Source organism: Micrococcus sp. ACRRV (assembly GCF_022346985.1).
Classification (GTDB): Bacteria; Actinomycetota; Actinomycetes; order Actinomycetales; family Micrococcaceae; genus Micrococcus; species Micrococcus porci.
Genome location: NZ_JAKRNH010000044.1, coordinates 1 through 18,233, shown reverse-complemented (window position 1 = coordinate 18,233; position 18,233 = coordinate 1). Strand labels below are relative to the sequence as shown.

16 protein-coding genes are annotated in these 18,233 nt (G+C 73.6%); 1 reads left to right on the top strand and 15 read right to left on the bottom strand.

What is annotated here, in order from left to right:
- The 8 genes from MHY29_RS06455 to rpsO all read right to left on the bottom strand — a co-directional run.
- A partial coding sequence (locus MHY29_RS06455; RefSeq protein WP_239239078.1) for a DNA translocase FtsK 4TM domain-containing protein occupies positions 1 to 1,094 on the bottom strand: 1,094 nt, incomplete at its 3' end.
- 80 nt (positions 1,095 to 1,174) lie between these two features.
- Positions 1,175 to 2,092 (bottom strand): 4-hydroxy-tetrahydrodipicolinate synthase, encoded by a 918-nt coding sequence (gene dapA / locus MHY29_RS06450; protein WP_239239075.1) that lies wholly within the window; start codon positions 2,090 to 2,092, stop codon positions 1,175 to 1,177.
- 10 nt (positions 2,093 to 2,102) lie between these two features.
- Positions 2,103 to 2,609 (bottom strand): hypothetical protein, encoded by a 507-nt coding sequence (locus MHY29_RS06445; protein WP_239239072.1) that lies wholly within the window; start codon positions 2,607 to 2,609, stop codon positions 2,103 to 2,105.
- Positions 2,596 to 3,384, bottom strand: coding sequence for a 4-hydroxy-tetrahydrodipicolinate reductase (dapB, locus tag MHY29_RS06440; RefSeq protein ID WP_239239051.1), 789 nt, complete (start codon positions 3,382 to 3,384; stop codon positions 2,596 to 2,598). The genes MHY29_RS06445 and dapB overlap by 14 nt, the downstream gene beginning before the upstream one ends.
- A 25-nt stretch (positions 3,385 to 3,409) precedes the next feature.
- Entirely contained in the window at positions 3,410 to 4,924 is a 1,515-nt protein-coding gene (locus MHY29_RS06435) for a sodium:alanine symporter family protein (protein WP_239239048.1), read from the bottom strand.
- 119 nt (positions 4,925 to 5,043) lie between these two features.
- On the bottom strand, positions 5,044 to 6,354 hold the full coding sequence (locus MHY29_RS06430; RefSeq protein ID WP_239239045.1) for a pitrilysin family protein: 1,311 nt from the start codon (positions 6,352 to 6,354) through the stop codon (positions 5,044 to 5,046).
- A gap of 126 nt (positions 6,355 to 6,480) precedes the next feature.
- The gene (locus MHY29_RS06425) at positions 6,481 to 8,733 is read right to left on the bottom strand and encodes a polyribonucleotide nucleotidyltransferase (protein ID WP_239239042.1); all 2,253 of its coding nucleotides are present in this window, start codon (positions 8,731 to 8,733) and stop codon (positions 6,481 to 6,483) included.
- 249 nt (positions 8,734 to 8,982) lie between these two features.
- Positions 8,983 to 9,252, bottom strand: a complete 270-nt coding sequence (rpsO, locus tag MHY29_RS06420) for a 30S ribosomal protein S15 (protein WP_017488396.1) — start codon at positions 9,250 to 9,252, stop codon at positions 8,983 to 8,985.
- Positions 9,253 to 9,594: 342 nt separating this feature from the next.
- Here rpsO and MHY29_RS06415 point away from each other — a divergent pair, with 342 nt between their 5' ends.
- Positions 9,595 to 10,497 carry a CPBP family intramembrane glutamic endopeptidase gene (locus MHY29_RS06415; RefSeq protein WP_239239039.1) on the top strand — a complete coding sequence of 301 codons (903 nt, stop codon included), beginning with the start codon at positions 9,595 to 9,597 and terminating at the stop codon, positions 10,495 to 10,497.
- A gap of 987 nt (positions 10,498 to 11,484) precedes the next feature.
- On the opposite strand, the gene MHY29_RS06410 is transcribed toward MHY29_RS06415, so the two are convergent.
- The 7 genes from MHY29_RS06410 to infB form a co-directional block, all read right to left on the bottom strand.
- Positions 11,485 to 12,351, bottom strand: a complete 867-nt coding sequence (locus tag MHY29_RS06410) for a class I SAM-dependent methyltransferase (protein ID WP_239239036.1) — start codon at positions 12,349 to 12,351, stop codon at positions 11,485 to 11,487.
- The gene (locus MHY29_RS06405; protein WP_224355328.1) at positions 12,344 to 13,327 is read right to left on the bottom strand and encodes a bifunctional riboflavin kinase/FAD synthetase; all 984 of its coding nucleotides are present in this window, start codon (positions 13,325 to 13,327) and stop codon (positions 12,344 to 12,346) included. The genes MHY29_RS06410 and MHY29_RS06405 overlap by 8 nt, the downstream gene beginning before the upstream one ends.
- Complete coding sequence (locus MHY29_RS06400; RefSeq protein ID WP_239239033.1) at positions 13,327 to 13,776, bottom strand: hypothetical protein; 450 nt, start codon at positions 13,774 to 13,776, stop codon at positions 13,327 to 13,329. Before MHY29_RS06400 ends, MHY29_RS06405 begins: the two co-directional genes overlap by 1 nt.
- A gap of 11 nt (positions 13,777 to 13,787) precedes the next feature.
- On the bottom strand, positions 13,788 to 14,156 hold the full coding sequence (locus tag MHY29_RS06395) for a hypothetical protein (RefSeq protein ID WP_224355330.1): 369 nt from the start codon (positions 14,154 to 14,156) through the stop codon (positions 13,788 to 13,790).
- Complete coding sequence (gene truB, locus MHY29_RS06390) at positions 14,153 to 15,151, bottom strand: tRNA pseudouridine(55) synthase TruB (protein ID WP_255612586.1); 999 nt, start codon at positions 15,149 to 15,151, stop codon at positions 14,153 to 14,155. Before truB ends, MHY29_RS06395 begins: the two co-directional genes overlap by 4 nt.
- A gap of 12 nt (positions 15,152 to 15,163) precedes the next feature.
- Entirely contained in the window at positions 15,164 to 15,601 is a 438-nt protein-coding gene (gene rbfA / locus MHY29_RS06385; RefSeq protein ID WP_224355331.1) for a 30S ribosome-binding factor RbfA, read from the bottom strand.
- Positions 15,602 to 15,679: 78 nt separating this feature from the next.
- The coding region (infB, locus tag MHY29_RS06380) for a translation initiation factor IF-2 (RefSeq protein ID WP_239239030.1) at positions 15,680 to 18,233 on the bottom strand (2,554 nt) is incomplete at its 5' end.

The following is an 18,233-nucleotide window of genomic DNA, read 5'->3' as shown; positions in this document are numbered from 1 at the left end:
CCGTCCGCGGCCGGGGCCTCGTCGGCGGCGTGGGAGCCGGAGGCCGCGCGGGAGGCGGCGGGGGCCTCCTCCACGACGGCGGACTCGTAGGCCCGCGGTGCGGAGACGCGTCCGGCGGGGGCCGGCTCCTCGTGGCCCCGGCCGAACAGCCGGGCCAGCAGGCCCGGACGCCGGGCCGGTGCGGGCGCGGCCGAGGAGCCGTGCGCGTCGAGGTAGGACTGGTCGTGGTCGGGGTGTGTGCGGCCACCGGGGCGGTCGTCCCCGAACAGGTCCGCCGTGGTCTGCTCGCCCCGGTGCTCCCCCGCCTCCCGGCGGTCGGCGCGCTCGGCGCGGCGCTGCTCCCGGCGGGCCTCGGCGTCCTCCGCGTCCTGCCCGGTGAGCCAGGCGTAGGCCCCGCGCAGGCGGGACCCGATCGAGCCCAGCGGGGTCGCGGTGATCACCAGGAGGGAGAACACCGCCAGGGCGACCATGAGCGCCCACACGGGGACGGCGGTCAGCAGGGAGGCCAGGGGGACCGTGGCCAGGTAGCCCACGATGCCGCCGGCGTGCAGGACGTCGGCGAAGGACTCCGCGGCGGAGGGCAGCCCTCCCACGAGGTGCGCGATGCCGCTGCCGGCCACCGTGGCCAGCAGCAGGCCGATGACGATGCGCCCGTTCGCGCGGTGGTCGAGGGGGTGGCGGAAGCACCGCACCGCCACCACGCCCAGCACGACCGGCAGCAGGAAGGCGAACCAGCCGACCGTGCCGCCCACCACGTCGTGCACGACGCCGCCGACCGCGGTCTCCCGCAGCCCCCACCACTCGACGGCCGCGACCAGGAGCGCGACGAGCACGAGCAGCAGCCCGGTCCCGTCCCGGCGGTCGTCACGCGCGATGCGCACGTCCGGGCCCGCCTTGCGCACGGCGGCGCCCACCGGGGTGGCCAAGGCCATCCAGCCGGTGCGGACGGCGCGCGCGAACGCGGGCTGTCGGTCGAGGTCGGGGGAGGCGGCGGACGCGCCCTTCCCGGAGGAGCCCTTCGCAGGCCGGGACGAGCCGGAGCGGGACTTGGCCGAGGAGGACGACGACCGCGCGGGGGAAGTACGGGTCGCCATGGGCTCCACGGTATCCCGCCGCGGGCGGGCCAGGCACCTCGGAGCGGGTCTGCCGCGCCCCGCGCGGGGCGCTCAGGCCGTCAGAACGAGATGCCGGCCTCGGCCAGGTCCGCGCGGATCGCGGCGAGCTCGGCGTCGTCGGCCGCCACGAGCGGGAGGCGGACCGCGGCGGTGGGGATGATCCCCTGCCCGGCCAGCACGGTCTTGGCCGCCACGGCGCCCTGGACGTGGGACATGATGCCGCGCTGCACCGGGTCCAGCGCGAAGTGCGCGTCACGGGCCGCCCGGAGGTCGCCCGCGTGGACGGCGTCCACGAGGGCACGGTATCCGGGCACCGCCACGTGGGCCGCCACGGAGACCACGCCGACGGCGCCCATCGCCATCAGCGGCAGGGTGGCGCCGTCGTCGCCGGAGTACACGTGCAGGTCCGTGTGTGCGAGCACGGTGGTGGTGGACTGCAGGTCGCCCTTGGCATCCTTGAGGGCCGTGATGTTCGGGTGCGCCGCCAGGGCGACGAGGGTCTCCGGCTGGATCGGCATCACGGAGCGGCCGGGGATGTCGTAGAGCATGATCGGCAGGTCGACGCCGTCGGCGATGGTCTCGAAGTGCCGCCGGATGCCCGCCTGGTTCGGCTTGTTGTAGTACGGGGTGACCAGCAGCAGGCCCTGGACGCCGATCTCCGCCGCGCGGCGGGACAGCTCCAGCGAGTGGTGCGTGTCGTTGGTGCCGGTGCCCGCGATGACCCGGGCCCGCTCCCCCACGGCCTCGACCACGGTGCGGAACATGGCCAGGTTCTCCTCGTCCGTCAGCGTGGAGGTCTCGCCGGTGGTGCCGGTGATCACGAGGGCGTCCGCGCCCTGGTCCACCAGGTGCGTCGCCAGCGCGGCGGCGGCCTGCAGGTCGACGGCGCCGTCCTGGTCCATGGGCGTGACCATGGCCGGGACCACGGTCCCGAAGGGGAGCTCGGAGGGGTTCACGGTGCGTCGCGCGTCGGTCATGCGGCACACCCTACCCGCGCCGGGACGCGAGGCTGATCGCCTGACGCGCGGCCTCGCGGGCGCGACGCCGGTCCCCGGCCGCGTCGTAGGCGAGGGAGAGCCGGTAGCGGGCGCGCCAGTCCTCCGGTGCGGCGCGCACCTCGTCGGCGGCATCCGCGAAGGCGGCGTCGGCGGCGTCCCGGTCGATGCGGCCGCCGGGTGAACGGGGCAGGTCGTCCGCCGGCAGGCCGCCCTCGGCCTCCAGGGCGCGGGCGAGGCGCTCGGTCTGCAGCCCGAAGAGCATCTCCCGGCCGAGCAGGCCCAGGCCCACCAGCACCACGAGGATCACGGCGACGCCGATCACCGCGGGGAGCACGCCGCCCGCCGCGATGAACACGACGGCGGCACGCACCACGAAGAAGGCGAAGAACAGGGTCAGGGCCGCGACGAAGAGCACCCAGAGCTTGGCGCCGGTGGAGGAGCCGGCGCGCGGGGCCTGCTCGCCGTCGACCCCGGGGCGGGGATCAGTCGAGGCCAAGGACGGCGTCCAGTCCGTAGGTGAGACCGGGGCGCCCGGCGACCTCGCGCAGCGCGAGGACGACGCCGGGCATGTAGGCCTGACGGTCGAAGGCGTCGTGCCGCACGGTGAGCTGCTCGCCCGGGCCGCCGAGCAGGACCTCCTGGTGGGCCTCCAGACCCCGCAGCCGCACGGCGTGCACGTGCACCCCGTCCACGACGGCGCCGCGCGCCCCGTCGGGGTCGCGCTCCGTGGCGTCCGGGGAGGGGCCGACGCCGGCCTCCGCACGGGAGGCGGCGATCATCTCGGCCGTGCGCACCGCGGTGCCGGAGGGGGCGTCCAGCTTGGCCGGGTGGTGCAGCTCCACGACCTCCACGGACTCGAACCAGCGCGCCGCCCTGGCGGCGAACGCGGAGGCGAGCACGGAGCCCACGGAGAAGTTGGGGGCGATCAGCACGCCCACGCCCGGCCGGGCCGCGAGCCGCTCTTCGAGGGCCGCGCGGCGCTCGGCGCCCCAGCCCGAGGTGCCCACCACGACGTGCAGGCCGTGCTCCACCGCGAACGCCACGTTCTCCGGGGAGGCGTCCGGGACGGTGAGGTCCAGGACGTGGGTGGCGCCGGCGTCGAGCACGGCCTGCAGGGGGTCCTCGGAGCCGAGCTCCGCGACGAGCTCGAGGCCCTGCGCGGCGCGCACGGCGGGGACCGCGTGGCGGCCCATCTTGCCGGAGGCGCCCAGGATCGCCACGCGCGGCGTGGCGTCCCCGGGCACGGGGGTGCGGGGGGTGGTCTCGGTCATGGCACCACCCTACGCGCCGCCCCGGTCAGCGGACGGAGGAGCCGCCCGTCGCGTGCGGGTGCAGGTGCTCGGCGTGGGCGCGGTCCAGCTGCTTCTCCTGGGCGAGCCACTCGCGGTAGCCCGGGTCCTCGGCCATGAAGTCCCGGATCTGCGCCTCGGTCGCCACGAGCTTCGGGTCGTGCTTGAGGTACAGGCGGGTCTCGCGGGCGATCAGGCCGGACAGGATCAGCAGGCCCAGGAGGTTCGGGATGGCCATCAGGCCGTTCATGACGTCGGAGAACGTCCAGGCCAGGTCCAGCTCGGTGGTGCAGCCGAAGAACACCACGAGGGAGAAGAGGACGCGGAACGGCATGATCAGCCTGGTGCCGAACAGGCGCTCCACCTGGCGCTCGCCGTAGTAGGACCAGCCGAGGATCGTCGAGTAGGCGAACATGACGAGGCCGATGGTCACGATCCAGTGGCCCCAGTTCCCGGGCAGGCCGGTGGCGAAGGCGTCGCTGGTCATGGTGGCGGCCGCGGCCTTGCCCTCGGTCCACGTGCCGGTGGTGATGAGCACCAGGCCGGTGCAGGTGACCACGATGATCGTGTCGATGAACGTCTGGGTCATGGAGACGAGGCCCTGGCGCACCGGGTGCGTGGTCTGCGCGGCGGCGGCGGCGATGGCCGCCGAGCCCATGCCGGACTCGTTGGAGAAGATGCCGCGGGCCATGCCGTACTGGACGGCGACGATCATCGCGGAGCCGGTGAAGCCGCCCACGGCCGCCGAGCCGGTGAAGGCCTCCGTGAAGATGGTGGCGAACGCAGAGGGGATGGCGGAGGCGTTCACGATGAGGATCCACAGGGCGCCGAGCACGTAGAACACGATCATGACCGGCACGAACCCGGCGGTGACCTTGCCGATGGACTTGATGCCGCCCACGAGGACGACCATGGTCATGACGGCCAGCACCGCGCCGGTGATCCACGTGGGGACGCCGAAGGACGAGTCCACGTTCACCGCGATCGAGTTGCCCTGCGTCATGTTGCCGATGCCGAAGCACGCCAGCAGCGCCGCCACGGAGAAGAACAGGGCGAGGCCCTTGCCCAGACCGCCCTTGATGCCGCGCTGGAGGTAGTACTGCGGGCCGCCGGACTTCTCCCCGGCGTCGTCGGTGGTGCGGAAGCGGACCGCCAGGAACGCCTCCGAGTACTTCGAGGCCATGCCGAGCACGCCCGTCACCCACATCCAGAACAGGGCGCCGGGCCCGCCCACGGCGATCGCGGTGGCCACGCCGACGATGTTGCCCGTGCCCACCGTCGCGGCCAGGGCAGTGGTGAGCGCCTGGAACTGCGAGATCTCGCCCTCGGCGTCCCCGTCGTCCTTGCGGCGCAGCAGGCCCAGGTGCAGGCCCGCGCCCAGGCGCAGGAACTGGACGAAGCCGAGGCGGATGGTCAAGTACAGGCCGGTGAGGAACAGCAGCGGGATGAGGACGAAGGGTCCCCAGATGATGCCGCTGAGCTCGCCGAGCCCGTCGGTGGCGGCGGTGACGAAGGCGTCCATGGGTGCTCCAGTGCGAGGGGGTGCGAGTGCGGCCCGCCACTCCGCGAGGGACGGAACTCACTCAGGGTACCGACCGCCCTGGACCGCCATGTCGTGTGTCACACCCGTGACAGGGCCCCTCAGGCCGGGGCGACGACGACGCGCGCCCGCTCCCCCGCCGCCAGCCGGGCCGCCACGGCGCGGACCCGCCCGGCGTCGACGGCGCGCACCCGCGCCAGCGAGGCCGAGAGGTCCACGAACTCCCCCGTGACGAGCTCGGCCCGGCCCAGCCGGGACATCCGCGCCCCGGTGGACTCCATGCCCAGCACGGTCCCGCCGCAGATCTGGCCGTGGGCGCGGTCGAGCTCCTCCGCCGTGACCTCGGCGGCCGCCATGCGCTCCAGCTCCGCCTCCATGAGCGCGGCGACCTCGTCCACCCGCTCCGGCTGGCAGCCGGCGTAGAGGCCGAAGTAGCCCCCGTCCGAGTAGCCCGCCGAGAAGGAGTACGTGGAGTAGGCCAGACCGCGGCGCTCGCGGATCTCCTGGAACAGGCGCGAGGACATGCCGCCGCCGAGCACGGACATCATGACCCCGAGGGCGAACCGGTCCGGGTCCGTGGTGGACAGCGACTGCCCGCCCACGATCACGTTGGCCTGCTCCACCTGCTTGGCCACGGTGTGCGTGCCGGCCAGCACGGCGCCCGCGCCGGCGGCGTCGGCGGTGCGCCGCGGCGCGGGGGCGGCCCCCTCGGCCAGGTCCCAGCCGGAGCGCTCGAGGGCGTCCAGGACCAGGCGGCAGACGTCGTCGTGGTCCAGGTTGCCGGCGGCGGTGATGACGAGCTCCTGCGGCCGGTACCAGTGCCGGTAGTGCGCCACCACGTGCTCGCGGGTGACGGCGCGGATGGTCTCCGGGGTGCCGCCGATGGGCCGGCCCAGGGGGTGCCCGTCCATCAGGACGGCGGCCAGCCTCTCGTGCGCGACGTCGACGGGGTCGTCCGCGTCCATGGCGAGCTCCTCGAGGATGACGCCGCGCTCGGTCTCGAGCTCGTCGGTGTCGATCAGGGAGGAGGTGACCATGTCCGTGAGGACCTCGACGGCCATGGGCAGGTCCTCGTCGAGGACGTGCGCGTGGTAGACGGTGGACTCCTTCGCGGTCCCGGCGTTGGACTCGCCGCCCACGCGGTCGAACGCGCTGGCGATGTCCATGGCGGTGCGCGTGGGGGTGCCCTTGAAGAGCAGGTGCTCCAGGAAGTGCGTGGACCCGTAGCCCTCCGGGGACTCGTCCCGGGAGCCCACGGCCACCCAGTAGCCCACGGTCACGGAGCGCTGGTCCGGCATGGACTCCGTGAGCACGCGCACACCGCCGGGCAGCACCGAGCGGCACACCACGGCGCCGCGGTCCTCGGCGAGCACGCCGGAGAAGTCCAGGGGGATCTCACGCTGCACAGTCATGCCCGCCATTCTCGCTCAGATCCAATCCCCGCACTTTCGCTCAGAAGAACGTCGCCACCATCCCGGCGGACCGGGATGGTGGCGACGTTTTCTCCAGCGGAAGTCCGGCGAGGCCGATGGGGAGGATCAGGCCTCCTCGTCCTCCTCGCGCGACTCGCCGGCGGCGGCGTCCTCGTCGGCGACCACCGGGGCGAGGGAGAGCTTGCCGCGGTCGTCGATCTTGGTGATCTCCACCTGGACCTTCTGGCCCACGCCGAGCACGTCCTCGACGTCCTCCACGCGCTTGCCCTCGTTGAGCTTGCGCAGCTCGGAGATGTGCAGCAGGCCGTCCTTGCCCGGGGTGAGGGAGACGAACGCGCCGAAGGTGGTCAGCTTCACCACGGTGCCGAGGTAGCGCTCGCCGACCTCGGGGACCTGCGGGTTGGCGATCGCGTTCACGGCGGAGCGGGCGGCCTCGGCGGAGGCGCCGTCGGTGGCGCCGATCAGCACGGTGCCGTCGTCCTCGATGGTGATGTCCGCGCCCGTGTCGTCCTGGATCTGGTTGATCATGGCGCCCTTCGGGCCGATGACCGCGCCGATCTTGTCCACGGGGATGCGCACGGAGATGATCCGCGGGGCGGTGGGGGCCATCTCGTCCGGGGCGTCGATGGCGGCGTTCAGCACGGACAGGATGTGCAGGCGCGCCTCGCGGGCCTGGGTCAGGGCGGCGGCCAGCACGGAGGCCGGGATGCCGTCCAGCTTGGTGTCCAGCTGGATCGCGGTGACGAACTCGGCGGTGCCGGCCACCTTGAAGTCCATGTCACCGAACGCGTCCTCGGCGCCGAGGATGTCGGTCAGGGCCGCGTACTGGGTCTGGCCGTCCACCTCGGCGGAGACCAGGCCCATGGCGATGCCGGCCACGGGCGCGCGCAGCGGCACGCCCGCGTTCAGCAGGGACAGGGTGGAGGCGCAGACGGAGCCCATCGACGTGGAGCCGTTGGAGCCGAGGGCCTCGGACACCTGGCGGATCGCGTAGGGGAACTCCTCGCGGGAGGGCAGCACGGGCACCAGGGCGCGCTCGGCGAGGGCGCCGTGGCCGATCTCGCGACGCTTCGGGGAGCCCACGCGGCCGGTCTGGCCCGTGGAGTAGGGCGGGAAGTTGTAGTGGTGCATGTAGCGCTTGGAGGTCTCCGGCGCCAGGGAGTCGATCTGCTGCTCCATCTTGAGCATGTTCAGCGTGGTGACGCCCATGATCTGGGTCTCGCCGCGCTCGAAGATCGCGGAGCCGTGCACGCGCGGCAGGACCTCGACCTCGGCGGTGAGCTTGCGGATGTCCGTGAGGCCGCGGCCGTCGATGCGGACCTGGTCCTTCAGGATGCGGCGGCGCACGATCTGCTTGGTCAGCGAGCCGTAGGCCTTGGCGACCTCGCCCTTGCGCTCGGCGAAGTCCTTGCCCTCGCCGGCGAGCTCCTCGATGACCTCGAGGTGGTAGGCGTCCGAGGCGGCCTCGCGCTCCTGCTTGTCCGCGATCGAGAAGATCTCCGTCAGGCGGTCCGTGGCGATCTTCTCCACGGCGTCGTAGGCGTCCTGCTCGTAGTCCTTGAACACCGGGACCTCGACCGGGGCCTTGCCGGCGCGGGCCGCGAGGTCCGCCTGGGCCTCGCAGAGGGCGCGGATGAAGGGCTTGGCGGCCTCGAGGCCCTCGGCCACGATCTCCTCGGTGGGGGCCTGCGCGCCGCACTCCTTGACCAGGGTCCAGGCGTTCTCGCCGGCCTCGGCCTCGACCATCATGATGGCGACGTCGTCGCCCGCCACGCGGCCGGCGACCGCCATGTTGAACACGGCGTCCTCGAGCTGGGAGTGCTTCGGAAAGGCGACCCACTGGCGCTGGCCGGAGCCGTCGTCGAGCAGGGCCATGCGCACGCCGCCGATGGGGCCGGAGAACGGCAGGCCGGAGAGCTGCGTGGACAGGGACGCGGCGTTGATGGCCACCGTGTCGTAGATCTCGTCCGGGGCGATGGAGGTGACGGTCACGACGACCTGGACCTCGTTGCGGATGCCCTTGGTGAACGCCGGGCGGAGCGGGCGGTCGATCAGGCGGCAGGTGAGGATCGCGTCCGTGGACGGGCGGCCCTCGCGGCGGAAGAAGGAGCCGGGGATGCGCCCGGCGGCGTACATGCGCTCCTCGACGTCCACGGTCAGGGGGAAGAAGTCGAAGCCCTCGCGCGGGTGCTTGCCCACGGTGGTGGCGGACAGCATCGACGTCTCCTCGTCGATGTAGACCATCGCGGAGCCGGCGGCCTGCTGGGCGAGGCGGCCGGTCTCGAAGCGGACGGTGCGGGTGCCGTGGCGGCCGTTGTCGATGACGGCCTCGGCGAACGTGATCTCAGGACCTTCCATGGGGTCCCTCCTCTCGGGAGGACGCTCCCGCTCGGACCCGTCTCCTGGTCTTCGATCGAGGCCCTCGGCCCGCCCGCCGTGCGGGGGACGTCCGGGAGCCACTGTCGAGGACCGCGAAGCGCGGGCGCGGGGCGTCGTGTGGTTCTGTGCGGGTGTGCCCCGCCGGAGGGCGGCGCACGGGTACAACACTAAGGGCGGCACCGGAGGTCGTGGGAGGTCCCACGAGCCGATGCCGCCCTCAGCGTCGGGTCACTTGCGCAGGCCGAGGCGCTCGATCAGCGCGCGGTAGCGCTCGATGTCGACCTTCTGCAGGTAGCCGAGCATGCGACGACGGCGACCGACCAGGGCCATCAGGCCGCGGCGGGTGTGGTGGTCGTGCTTGTGCTCCTTGAGGTGCTCGGTCAGGTCCTTGATGCGACGCGACAGGACCGCGATCTGCACCTCGGGGGAACCGGTGTCGCCCTCGTGGGTGGCGTACTCCTTGATGATCTGCTGCTTGACAGCGGGATCCAGGGCCATGTCAGGCCTCCTTCACTTCGGTACCGCGAACAGGGGCCGCGCACCGGCCGCCGGGGCGGGGCGCGCGGGGGGCCTCTCCACCGCGGACTGCAGGGAGGCCGAGCGTCCATCCTACCAGCGGGGCCACTGTCATCCCTCCGAGGGATCCACCGCGGCTCCGGCCGTCCCTATGCTGAAGCCATGACGACGCCCTCGCAGCCCCGGCCCGCCCCGAGTCCGACCGCGCCCGCCGCGGGACCGCTGTGGGCGCCCCCGGCATGGGGCCCGCCCGCATGGGGTCCTCCGGCTCCACTGCCGAAGCCCCTGGACCTTCCGCTGGTCGGCCACTCCTACCCGGAGCTGATGCGCACCCCGCGGGCCCGCTGGTGGAACCCGCTGGCGTCCTTCGGGATGGTCCTGCTCGGCGTCGGTGTCCTCACGGTGCTCCTGACGGTGCCGATGGCGCTGGTGCTGTTCCAGCAGCTCGACCCGGGTGAGCTGTGGTCCGCCGAGGGTCCCTCCGAGGCGTCCCTCGAGCTGGCCTTGTTCTCCGCCCCCATGGTCCTGCTGAACAACCTCCTGCTCGCGGCGCTGACCGGCGTCGCGCTGCTGGCCGTGCTGGTGGCCCACCCGGTGAAGGCGCGCTTCCTGCACTCCGTGGAGGGGCGCGTGCGGTGGCGGTGGCTGCTGCGCGCCCACCTCGTGCTGCTGCCGCTGTTCCTGGTGTACGTCCTCGGCACCTGGGCCCTCGACGGCGCCCGGGTGGCCCCCCGGCCCGAGGACTGGGAGTGGCTGCTGGCCATGGCCCTGCTGGTGACCCCGTTCCAGGCGGCGGGCGAGGAGTACCTGTTCCGCGGGTGGACGATGCTCGCGCTCGGCACGTGGATCCGCCGCCCCGGGGTGGCCGTGGCGGTCACGGCCGCGGTCTCCGCGGTGGCCTTCGCCCTCGCCCACGGCTCCCTGAACCCGTGGATCCTGCTGGATCTGGGCGTCTTCGCGGTCGCGGCCGTCCTGCTCACCTGGCGCACCGGCGGGCTCGAGGCCGCCGTGGCCCTGCACGTGGTGAACAACGTGGTCATCCTGGCCTTCGGCACGGTCACCGGCCTGGCGACGGAGAGCTACGTGACCGCCTCCACCCAGGGCGACCCGCTCGCCACGCTGGTCTCCGCGGCCGTGACCGCGCTCGCCACCGTCCTGCTGCTGTGGCAGGCGAAGCGGGCCGGCGTGGCCCGCACGGTGCCCGCGGCGGTGGGCGCGCGCCCCTGACGCGCAGCCCGGCCCCCACTACCCGCCGCTGCCCCACGGCGGCCCAGTCCGGGAGCACCCACGTCCCGCGGAGACCGGTGTGGTCGGTCAGCAGCCGGACCGTCTCCGAGGGAACGGGTCGGGGCCAGGAGGTGACGAGCACCAGCCAGTCCTCCGATGACCGCACCTCCAGCACTCTCGGAGCTCCGGAGGACTGGGCCAGGGTCTGGACCACGTACTCCTCCCACAGGGGCCCGTCCTCCTGCAGCACCAGGCCGACGGCCTGGGCGCGGCCGAGGGGGCCCGTCGTGGCCAGCGGCCCACCCTGGCGCAGAGGCACTCCCAGCCAGTCAGGTGCGGGAAGGTCCCTGACGAGCCGCTGAGGCCGCACGAGCTCCGCTCCACGCGTCCACCAGTGCCCGGAGGCACGGCGTCCAAGGCGTGAAACAGTGTGGCCTCCTCTTCGAGAGCCGGCGGAGACGTCCGGGTGGCGGGGCCACTACCGGGCGCGTAGGTGCTGTTCGCCGCGAAGAGGTGGACTGCGCGAGCGACCGCCAGAGCATGGGAGGCCGGGGCGATCTCCCGGCTGGGCGGAATGCGGGACAGCTGATCCAGGAACACCCGCCGGGTCGCCGTCATCGCATGCATGGCCACCTCTCCTCACTCGCCCAGCGCCACGGCATAGACGCGGCGCGCATGCACCTTGGACAACGTGGCTATGCCGGGCCTGTCGATGTCGACAGTCCACCCGCCGCGACGCAGTCGACCCTCCGGACCTCTGCATTACTGTCGGCCTGCCGCACCTGGTTTGAATTCCTCGCGCCGAAATACACATTCAGGTGGATTTCCAACGCGCGAAAGTCTTTCGGGGTGGTCGATGGTCCGCACCACCGTCCTTCGACCATCGCTGGTGACATTCCTGCGTCCAGGACGCCAGTGGCAGACCGGGTCGCTGGGGCGACGCCAGCGATGGTCGGTGCGTGGCCGGCGTGTCGCGCACAGCTCCCGTCAGCGGGCGGGTGCCGGTGCCCGCCAGGCCACGGTGACGTAGGGCAGGGTCAGTTCCTCCCCCGCCGCATGCCCCAAGTGCTCGTGCAGGTACCAGTCCAGGTTCGCCGTCATCCGCGCCCGGGTCCCTTCCCTCGCGCGAAGCCAGTACGAGCGCGAGGCCATGAGCGCGTGGAGCCCGGCCGGCGTCGTCGTGAGGGACCAGGACCAGCGGGCGTGCTCCTCCGGGCCGAACGGGGCGGCGAACCGGCGGCGCTCCGGAGCGGCGGCGTGCACGTCCCCGGCGTGCATGATGCGCGTGAGCCGGTGCACCCACGGCACGGTGACGTCCAGCTGGTTCCACACCGCCGCCAGCCGACCCCCGGGCCGCAGCACGCGCGCCGCCTCCGCACTCGCCCGCTCCGCGTCCATCCAGTGCCAGGCCTGGGCCGCCACCACGACGTCGGCGCACCCGTCCGCCAGGCCGGTCGCCTCGCCCGTGCCGTCCACGGCGCGCACCCGACCCGCCGAGCCGGCGGCCACGTCCCGCTCCAGGACCGCGCGCATGGCCTCCGAGGGCTCGACGGCGGCCACCGAGCGCACCCGCTCTGCGGGCCGCTCGGCGAGCCGCCGGGTGAACAGGCCCGTGCCCGCGCCCGTCTCCACCACGTCCAGGCCCGCGCCGAGCCCGTCCAGCACCCAGTCCACGGCCGCCGCGGGGTAGGAGGGGCGGACGGCGTCGTAGTGCTCGCCCTGCTCCGGGGAGACCTCGAACGGGTTGACCCCGCCGGTGCGGGTGATCGCCGGCCGCGAAGGCAGCGCGGGGACGTACCCGCCGGCCGCCGCGCGCGACGCGGCGCCCGAGTCAGGCGGGCCCGGCTCAGACACGGCCGGCGGGCTGCGGGGCCGCGGCGAGGACGGCCCGGGCCTGGTCCACGTCCTGGTGCATCTGCGCCACGAGCTTCTCCACGCCCTCGTAGGCCACCATGCCGCGCAGCCGCTCCACGAACTCCACCTCGATCTGCTGGCCGTAGAGGTCGAAGTCCTCCACGGGCTCCTCGGGGCGGTCGATCACGTGGGCCTCCACCACGCGGGAGACGCCCTCGAACGTCGGGTTCGAGCCGATCGAGACCGCCGCCGGCCACACGGAGCCGTGCGCGTCGTGCACCCAGCCGGCGTAGACGCCGTCGGCCGGGATCATGCCGGCCGCGTCCGCCTCGAGGTTCGCCGTGGGGAAGCCCAGCTCGCGCCCGCGGGCGAACCCGTGCACGACCGCGCCGGCCACCACGTGGTTGCGGCCCAGCACCTCCGCGGCGTGGGCGACGTCCCCGGCCGCCAGGAGCTCGCGGATCCACGTGGAGGAGCAGCGGCGCTCCCCGTCCCCGTCCTCTGCGGGCAGGTCCTCCACGGCGACGACATCGAAGCCGTGCACGCCGCCCAGGCGCACCATCTCCGCGAAGTCGCCCGCGTTGTCCCTCCCGAAGCGGACGTCCCGGCCCACCACCACGGCGGCGGCGTTCAGGCCCCGCACGAACATCGAGGTGACGAACTCCTCCGGGGTCTGCGCCGCGAACTCCAGCGTGTAGTGCTGCAGGAACAGGGCGTCGATCCCCGTCTCGTCCAGGCGCACCGCACGCTGCTCCGGGCTGAGGATCTCCACATGCTCCAGGCCGGGCTGGTGCACGACGCGGGGGTGCGGGGTGAACGTGACCGCCACGGCCAGCTGGCCGCGCTCGTGGGCGATCTCCACCACGCGCTCCAGCACGGCCCGGTGGCCACGGTGCACGCCGTCGAAGTTGCCCAGGGCCACCACCGTGCGGGGCAGGTCCGTGGGGACCTCCGCCATGGAGTTCCAGACGAGCATCAGCGCACCCGGCCTTCGCGCGAGGGACGGTGGGACAGCAGCCAGGCCAGGCCGACCATGGGCAGTACCAGGGGCACGTAGCCGTAGCCGGCGCCGAAGCGGGACCACACGGTGGCGTCCGCGAACAGCTGCGGGTCCAGCACGGTCAGCAGGCCCACGCCGACGACGCCGGCCAGCTCCACCCCGACCGCGGCCACGGCGACCTTCCAGGCCGTGGGGCCGGAGCGGGCCAGGGCGAGGGTGGCCACGATGTACACTACCGCCGCGAACGCCGAGAGCACGTACGCGAACGGTGCCACCGAGAAGTGGTCGAGGATCTGGAAGAGGCTGCGCGCGCTCGCGGACAGGGCGAACACGGCGTAGACCATCACGATGATCCGCCCCAGGCCCTGGTTGCGGCGCGGACGTGCAGGGGCGCCGTCGTCGGCCACGGGATGCTGCTCCACCATGCTCTCCTCCTTCACCACTGTCCGAACCAGATGACCTGCATGCGGTGCAGCATGACGACGACGGTGGGCCCGGCCACCGCCATCACCAGGTTGGACCAGCGGGTCTTGTCCGTCACGGCCCACGCCACCGCGATCACCGGCACCAGCAGCGCGGTGAGCACGTAGCCCCAGAACTCCCAGGTCGGCCCGTTCAGGGGCTGCCCGCCGAGCTGGCGGAAGGCCCCCACGACACCGTAGACGAGCAGGAACAGCTCCACGGCCGCCACCGACACGATCGACGAGTCCGCCGGGTGGCGGCGCAGCGCGGTCATGGCCAGGCAGACCACGAAGGACAGGCCGCCGACGACGGCGCCCGTCCAGAACCAGGCGTCGAGGATCATCGCGCCTCCTCCTTCCCCTGCCCCTCGGCGGGGGCGAACACCAGGTGCGGGCGGGCCACGTCCCTCCCGGAGCGGCGGCCGTCCTGGAGGAGGGCGACCACGGTGCCGTCGGGGGTGCGGCCGGCCACGAGGCCATCGGCGGCCTTCCCGGACGCCCCGGCGGCCGCGGCGAGCTCCCCGGAGGGGTCGATCGCCCGGCCGAAGGAGAGCTCCGCGGCCTCGTGGGCGGTGAGCTCCCGCACCGGGAACAGCCCGGCGGCGGCCGCGGACAGCTCGGTCATGACGAACCGCTCCGCCAGTGCGTCCAGGTCCACGGCGTCCTCCACCCGGAACGGCCCGACCGCGGTGCGCCGCAGCGCGGTGAGGTGGCCGCCGGTGTCGAGGGCCTCCCCCAGGTCCCGGGCCAGCGCCCGGACGTACGTGCCGGACGAGCACCGCACCGTGACGTCCAGGTCCACGGTGCGGCCGCCGTCGAGCCGACGGAAGTCCTCCACCTCGAACGCGTGCACCGTGACGGGCCGGGCGTCCAGCTGCACGTCCTCGCCCGCGCGCACGCGGTCGTAGGCGCGGCGGCCGGCCACCTTCACCGCGGACACCGACGACGGCACCTGGAGGATGTCCCCCGTCAGCGCGGCCACCTGCTCCGCCACCCGCTCCGGCGTGACCGCGTTGGCCAGGCGCGTCTGGACGACCTCACCCTCGGCGTCGTCCGTGGTGGTCGACTGCCCCAGGCGGATCGTCGCCGTGTACTCCTTGTCCGTCCCCGTGATGGCGGTGAGCAGGCGCGTGGCCTTGTTCACGCCCACCACCAGCAGGCCCGTGGCCATCGGGTCCAGGGTGCCGGCGTGGCCCACCTTGCGGGTGCCCGCCAGCCGGCGGACCCGCCCGACGACGTCGTGCGAGGTCCATCCGGCCGGCTTGTCCACGAGGACGACCCCCGACGCCTCCGTGCCGGGGGCGTCAGGGGTCGGTGCGTGTGCGGTGCGCGCGTTCACGACGGCGGGGCCTCAGTCCTGCTCGTCGTCGTCGCCGGAGGTGCGGTACGGGTCCGCGTCGCCGGCGTACTGGGCGCCCTCGCGGGCCTTCGCCAGCTCGGCGTCCCGCTCCTTCGCGGCACGCAGCACGTCCTCGAGGTGGGCGGCCGCCTCCGGGACGGTGTCCGCCACGAACTCGAGGGTCGGGACCAGGCGGATGGTGAGCCCGCGGCCCACCTCACGGCGCAGCACGCCGCGGTTCTCCTGGATGGCCTCCTGGGCCGCAGCCACGACGGCCTCGTCCCCGAGCACCGTGTAGTACACGGTGGCGTGCTGCAGGTCGTTGGTCACGCGGACCTCCGTCACGGTGACGGGCTCCACGCGCTCGTCCTTCACGGCGCGCCGGAGCGCCTCCGCGACGAGCACCTTGATGCGCTGGGCCAGGCGGCCTGCGCGGGCCGGATCGGCCATGTCAGTCTCCTTCCGTGTCCACGGACGGACCGGGAGGGGCGGGGCGCCCTGGAGGGACGCCCCGCCCCGTCGTCCCGGTCAGACGCGCGGCTTCTCCTGCATCTCGAAGGTCTCGATCACGTCGCCCTCCTTGATGTCGTTGAAGTTGCCCAGGCCGATGCCGCACTCGTAGCCCTCGCGGACCTCGGTGGCGTCGTCCTTGAAGCGGCGCAGCGACTCGATCTTGAGGTTCTCGGACACCACGGCGCCGTCGCGCACCAGGCGGGCCTGGGCGTTGCGGCGGATGAGGCCCGAGCGGACCAGGGAGCCGGCGATGGCGCCCCACTTGGAGGAGCGGAACACCTCGCGCACCTCGGCGCTGCCGAGCTGCACCTCCTCGTACTCCGGCTTCAGCATGCCCTTGAGCGCATTCTCGATGTCGTCGATCGCGTCGTAGATCACGCTGTAGAACCGCATGTCCACGCCCTCCTTGTCGGCCAGGTCGGCGACCCGCTCGGCGGGACGCACGTTGAAGCCGATGATGATGGCGTTGTCCACGGTGGCCAGGTTGACGTCGTTCTGCGTGATCGCGCCGACGCCGCGGTGGATGACGCGCAGCTGCACCTCGTCCTCCCCGACCTCGATCTTGAGCAGCGAGTCCTCCAGGGCCTCGACGGCGCCGGAGGCGTCGCCCTTGATGATGAGGTTGAGGGTGTCCAGCTTGCCCTCGGCCACGGCCTGGTCGAAGTCCTCCAGCGTGATGCGCTTGCGGCGCTTGGCCAGCTGGGCGTTGCGGTCCGCGGCCTCGCGCTTCTCCGCGATCTGACGCGCGGTGCGCTCGTCGTCGGTGACGAGGAACGAGTCGCCGGCGCGCGGCACGGAGGACAGGCCGAGGACCTGCACGGGACGCGACGGGGTCGCCTCCTCCACCGGCGTGCCGTTCTCGTCGAACATGGCGCGCACGCGGCCGTGGGCGGAGCCCACCACCATGGTGTCGCCCACGCGCAGCGTGCCGGTCTGCACCAGCACGGTCACGACAGCGCCGCGGCCCTTGTCGAGGTTCGCCTCGATGGCGACGCCGCGGGCGGCCTTGTCCGGGTTGGCGCTCAGCTCGAGGGCGGCGTCCGCGGTGAGCAGGATCGCCTCGAGCAGGTCGTCGATGTGCAGGTTGTTCCGCGCGGAGACGTCCACGAACATCGTGTCGCCGCTGTACTCCTCGGGGATCAGCCCGTACTCGGTGAGCTGGCCGCGGATCTTGTCCGGCTGGGCGGAGTCCTTGTCGATCTTGTTGACCGCCACCACGATCGGCACGCCGGCCGACTGCGCGTGGTTCAGGGCCTCGACCGTCTGCGGCATGACGCCGTCGTCGGCCGCGACCACGAGCACGGCGATGTCCGTGACCTTGGCACCGCGGGCACGCATGGCGGTGAACGCCTCGTGGCCCGGGGTGTCGATGAAGGTCAGGCGACGCTCGGAGCCCTCGTGCTCCACCGGCACCTGGTAGGCGCCGATGTGCTGGGTGATGCCGCCGGCCTCGCCCGCGGTGACGTTCGAGGAGCGGATGGCGTCCAGCAGACGGGTCTTGCCGTGGTCGACGTGGCCCATGACGGTCACGACGGCCGGGCGCGGCTGCAGGTCGGCCTCGTCCTCGCCGGCCGCCTCGGCCTCGAGGTCGATGTCGAAGGCCTCGAGCAGCTCCTTGTCCTCGTCCTCCGGGGACACGATCTGCACGACGTAGCCGAGCTCGCCGCCCAGGAGCTGGAAGGTCTCCTCGTCCAGGGACTGGTTGGCCGAGGCCATCTCGCCCAGGGTGAAGAGCACCTTCACCAGGTCCGCCACGTCCGCGTGGATCTTCTCCGCGAAGTCCGCCAGGGACGCGCCGCGGCGCAGGCGGACCACGGTGGTGCCGTCGCCCTTGAGGACCTTGACGCCGCCGATCTCGCGGGTGTGCTGCTGCTCGAACTCCTGGCGCTTCGCGCGCTTCGACTTGCGACCCTTGCGCGCGCCGCCTCCGCGGCCGAATGCGCCCTGCGCATTGCCGCGGCCGCCGCCACGGCCGGCGGGACCGCCGCCGGGACGGCCGGGGCCGCCGCCGGGACCGCCCGCACCGGGACGGCCTCGGCCGCCGCCCCGCGCCGGGGTGGCGGCAGGGGTGATGTGCTTGGGCATCATGCCCGGGTTCGGGCGGGGGCCGCCCGGACGGGGACCGCCGGCACCGGCCGCCGCGGGGCGGGGGCCGCCCGGACGGGGGCCGCCGGTGCCCGCCGCCGGACGCGGGCCGCCCGGACGGGGCGCGCGGTCCTCACGGCCGGAGCGCATGCCCTGGGAGGGCGCGAACGGGTTGTTGCCCGGACGCGGGCCGCCGGAGCGGCCGCCGCCCGGACGCGGCCCGGCGGAGCCGGCCTTGGACGTGAACGGGTTGTTGCCCGGTCGCGGGGCCGGCTTGGCACCGCCCGGCTTCGGGGCGGACGCGCCCGGCTTGGGCGCGGAGGCGCCCGGCTTCGGGGCCTGGGGTGCCGGTGCCGCGGGAGCCTTCGGAGCCGCGGGGGCGGACTTCTCGGCCGCCGGGGCGGCCGGGGCCGGAGCGGACGCGCCCGGCTTCGGGGCGGACCCGCCCGGCTTGGGCGCGGCAGACCCCGGCTGGGGGGCGGGG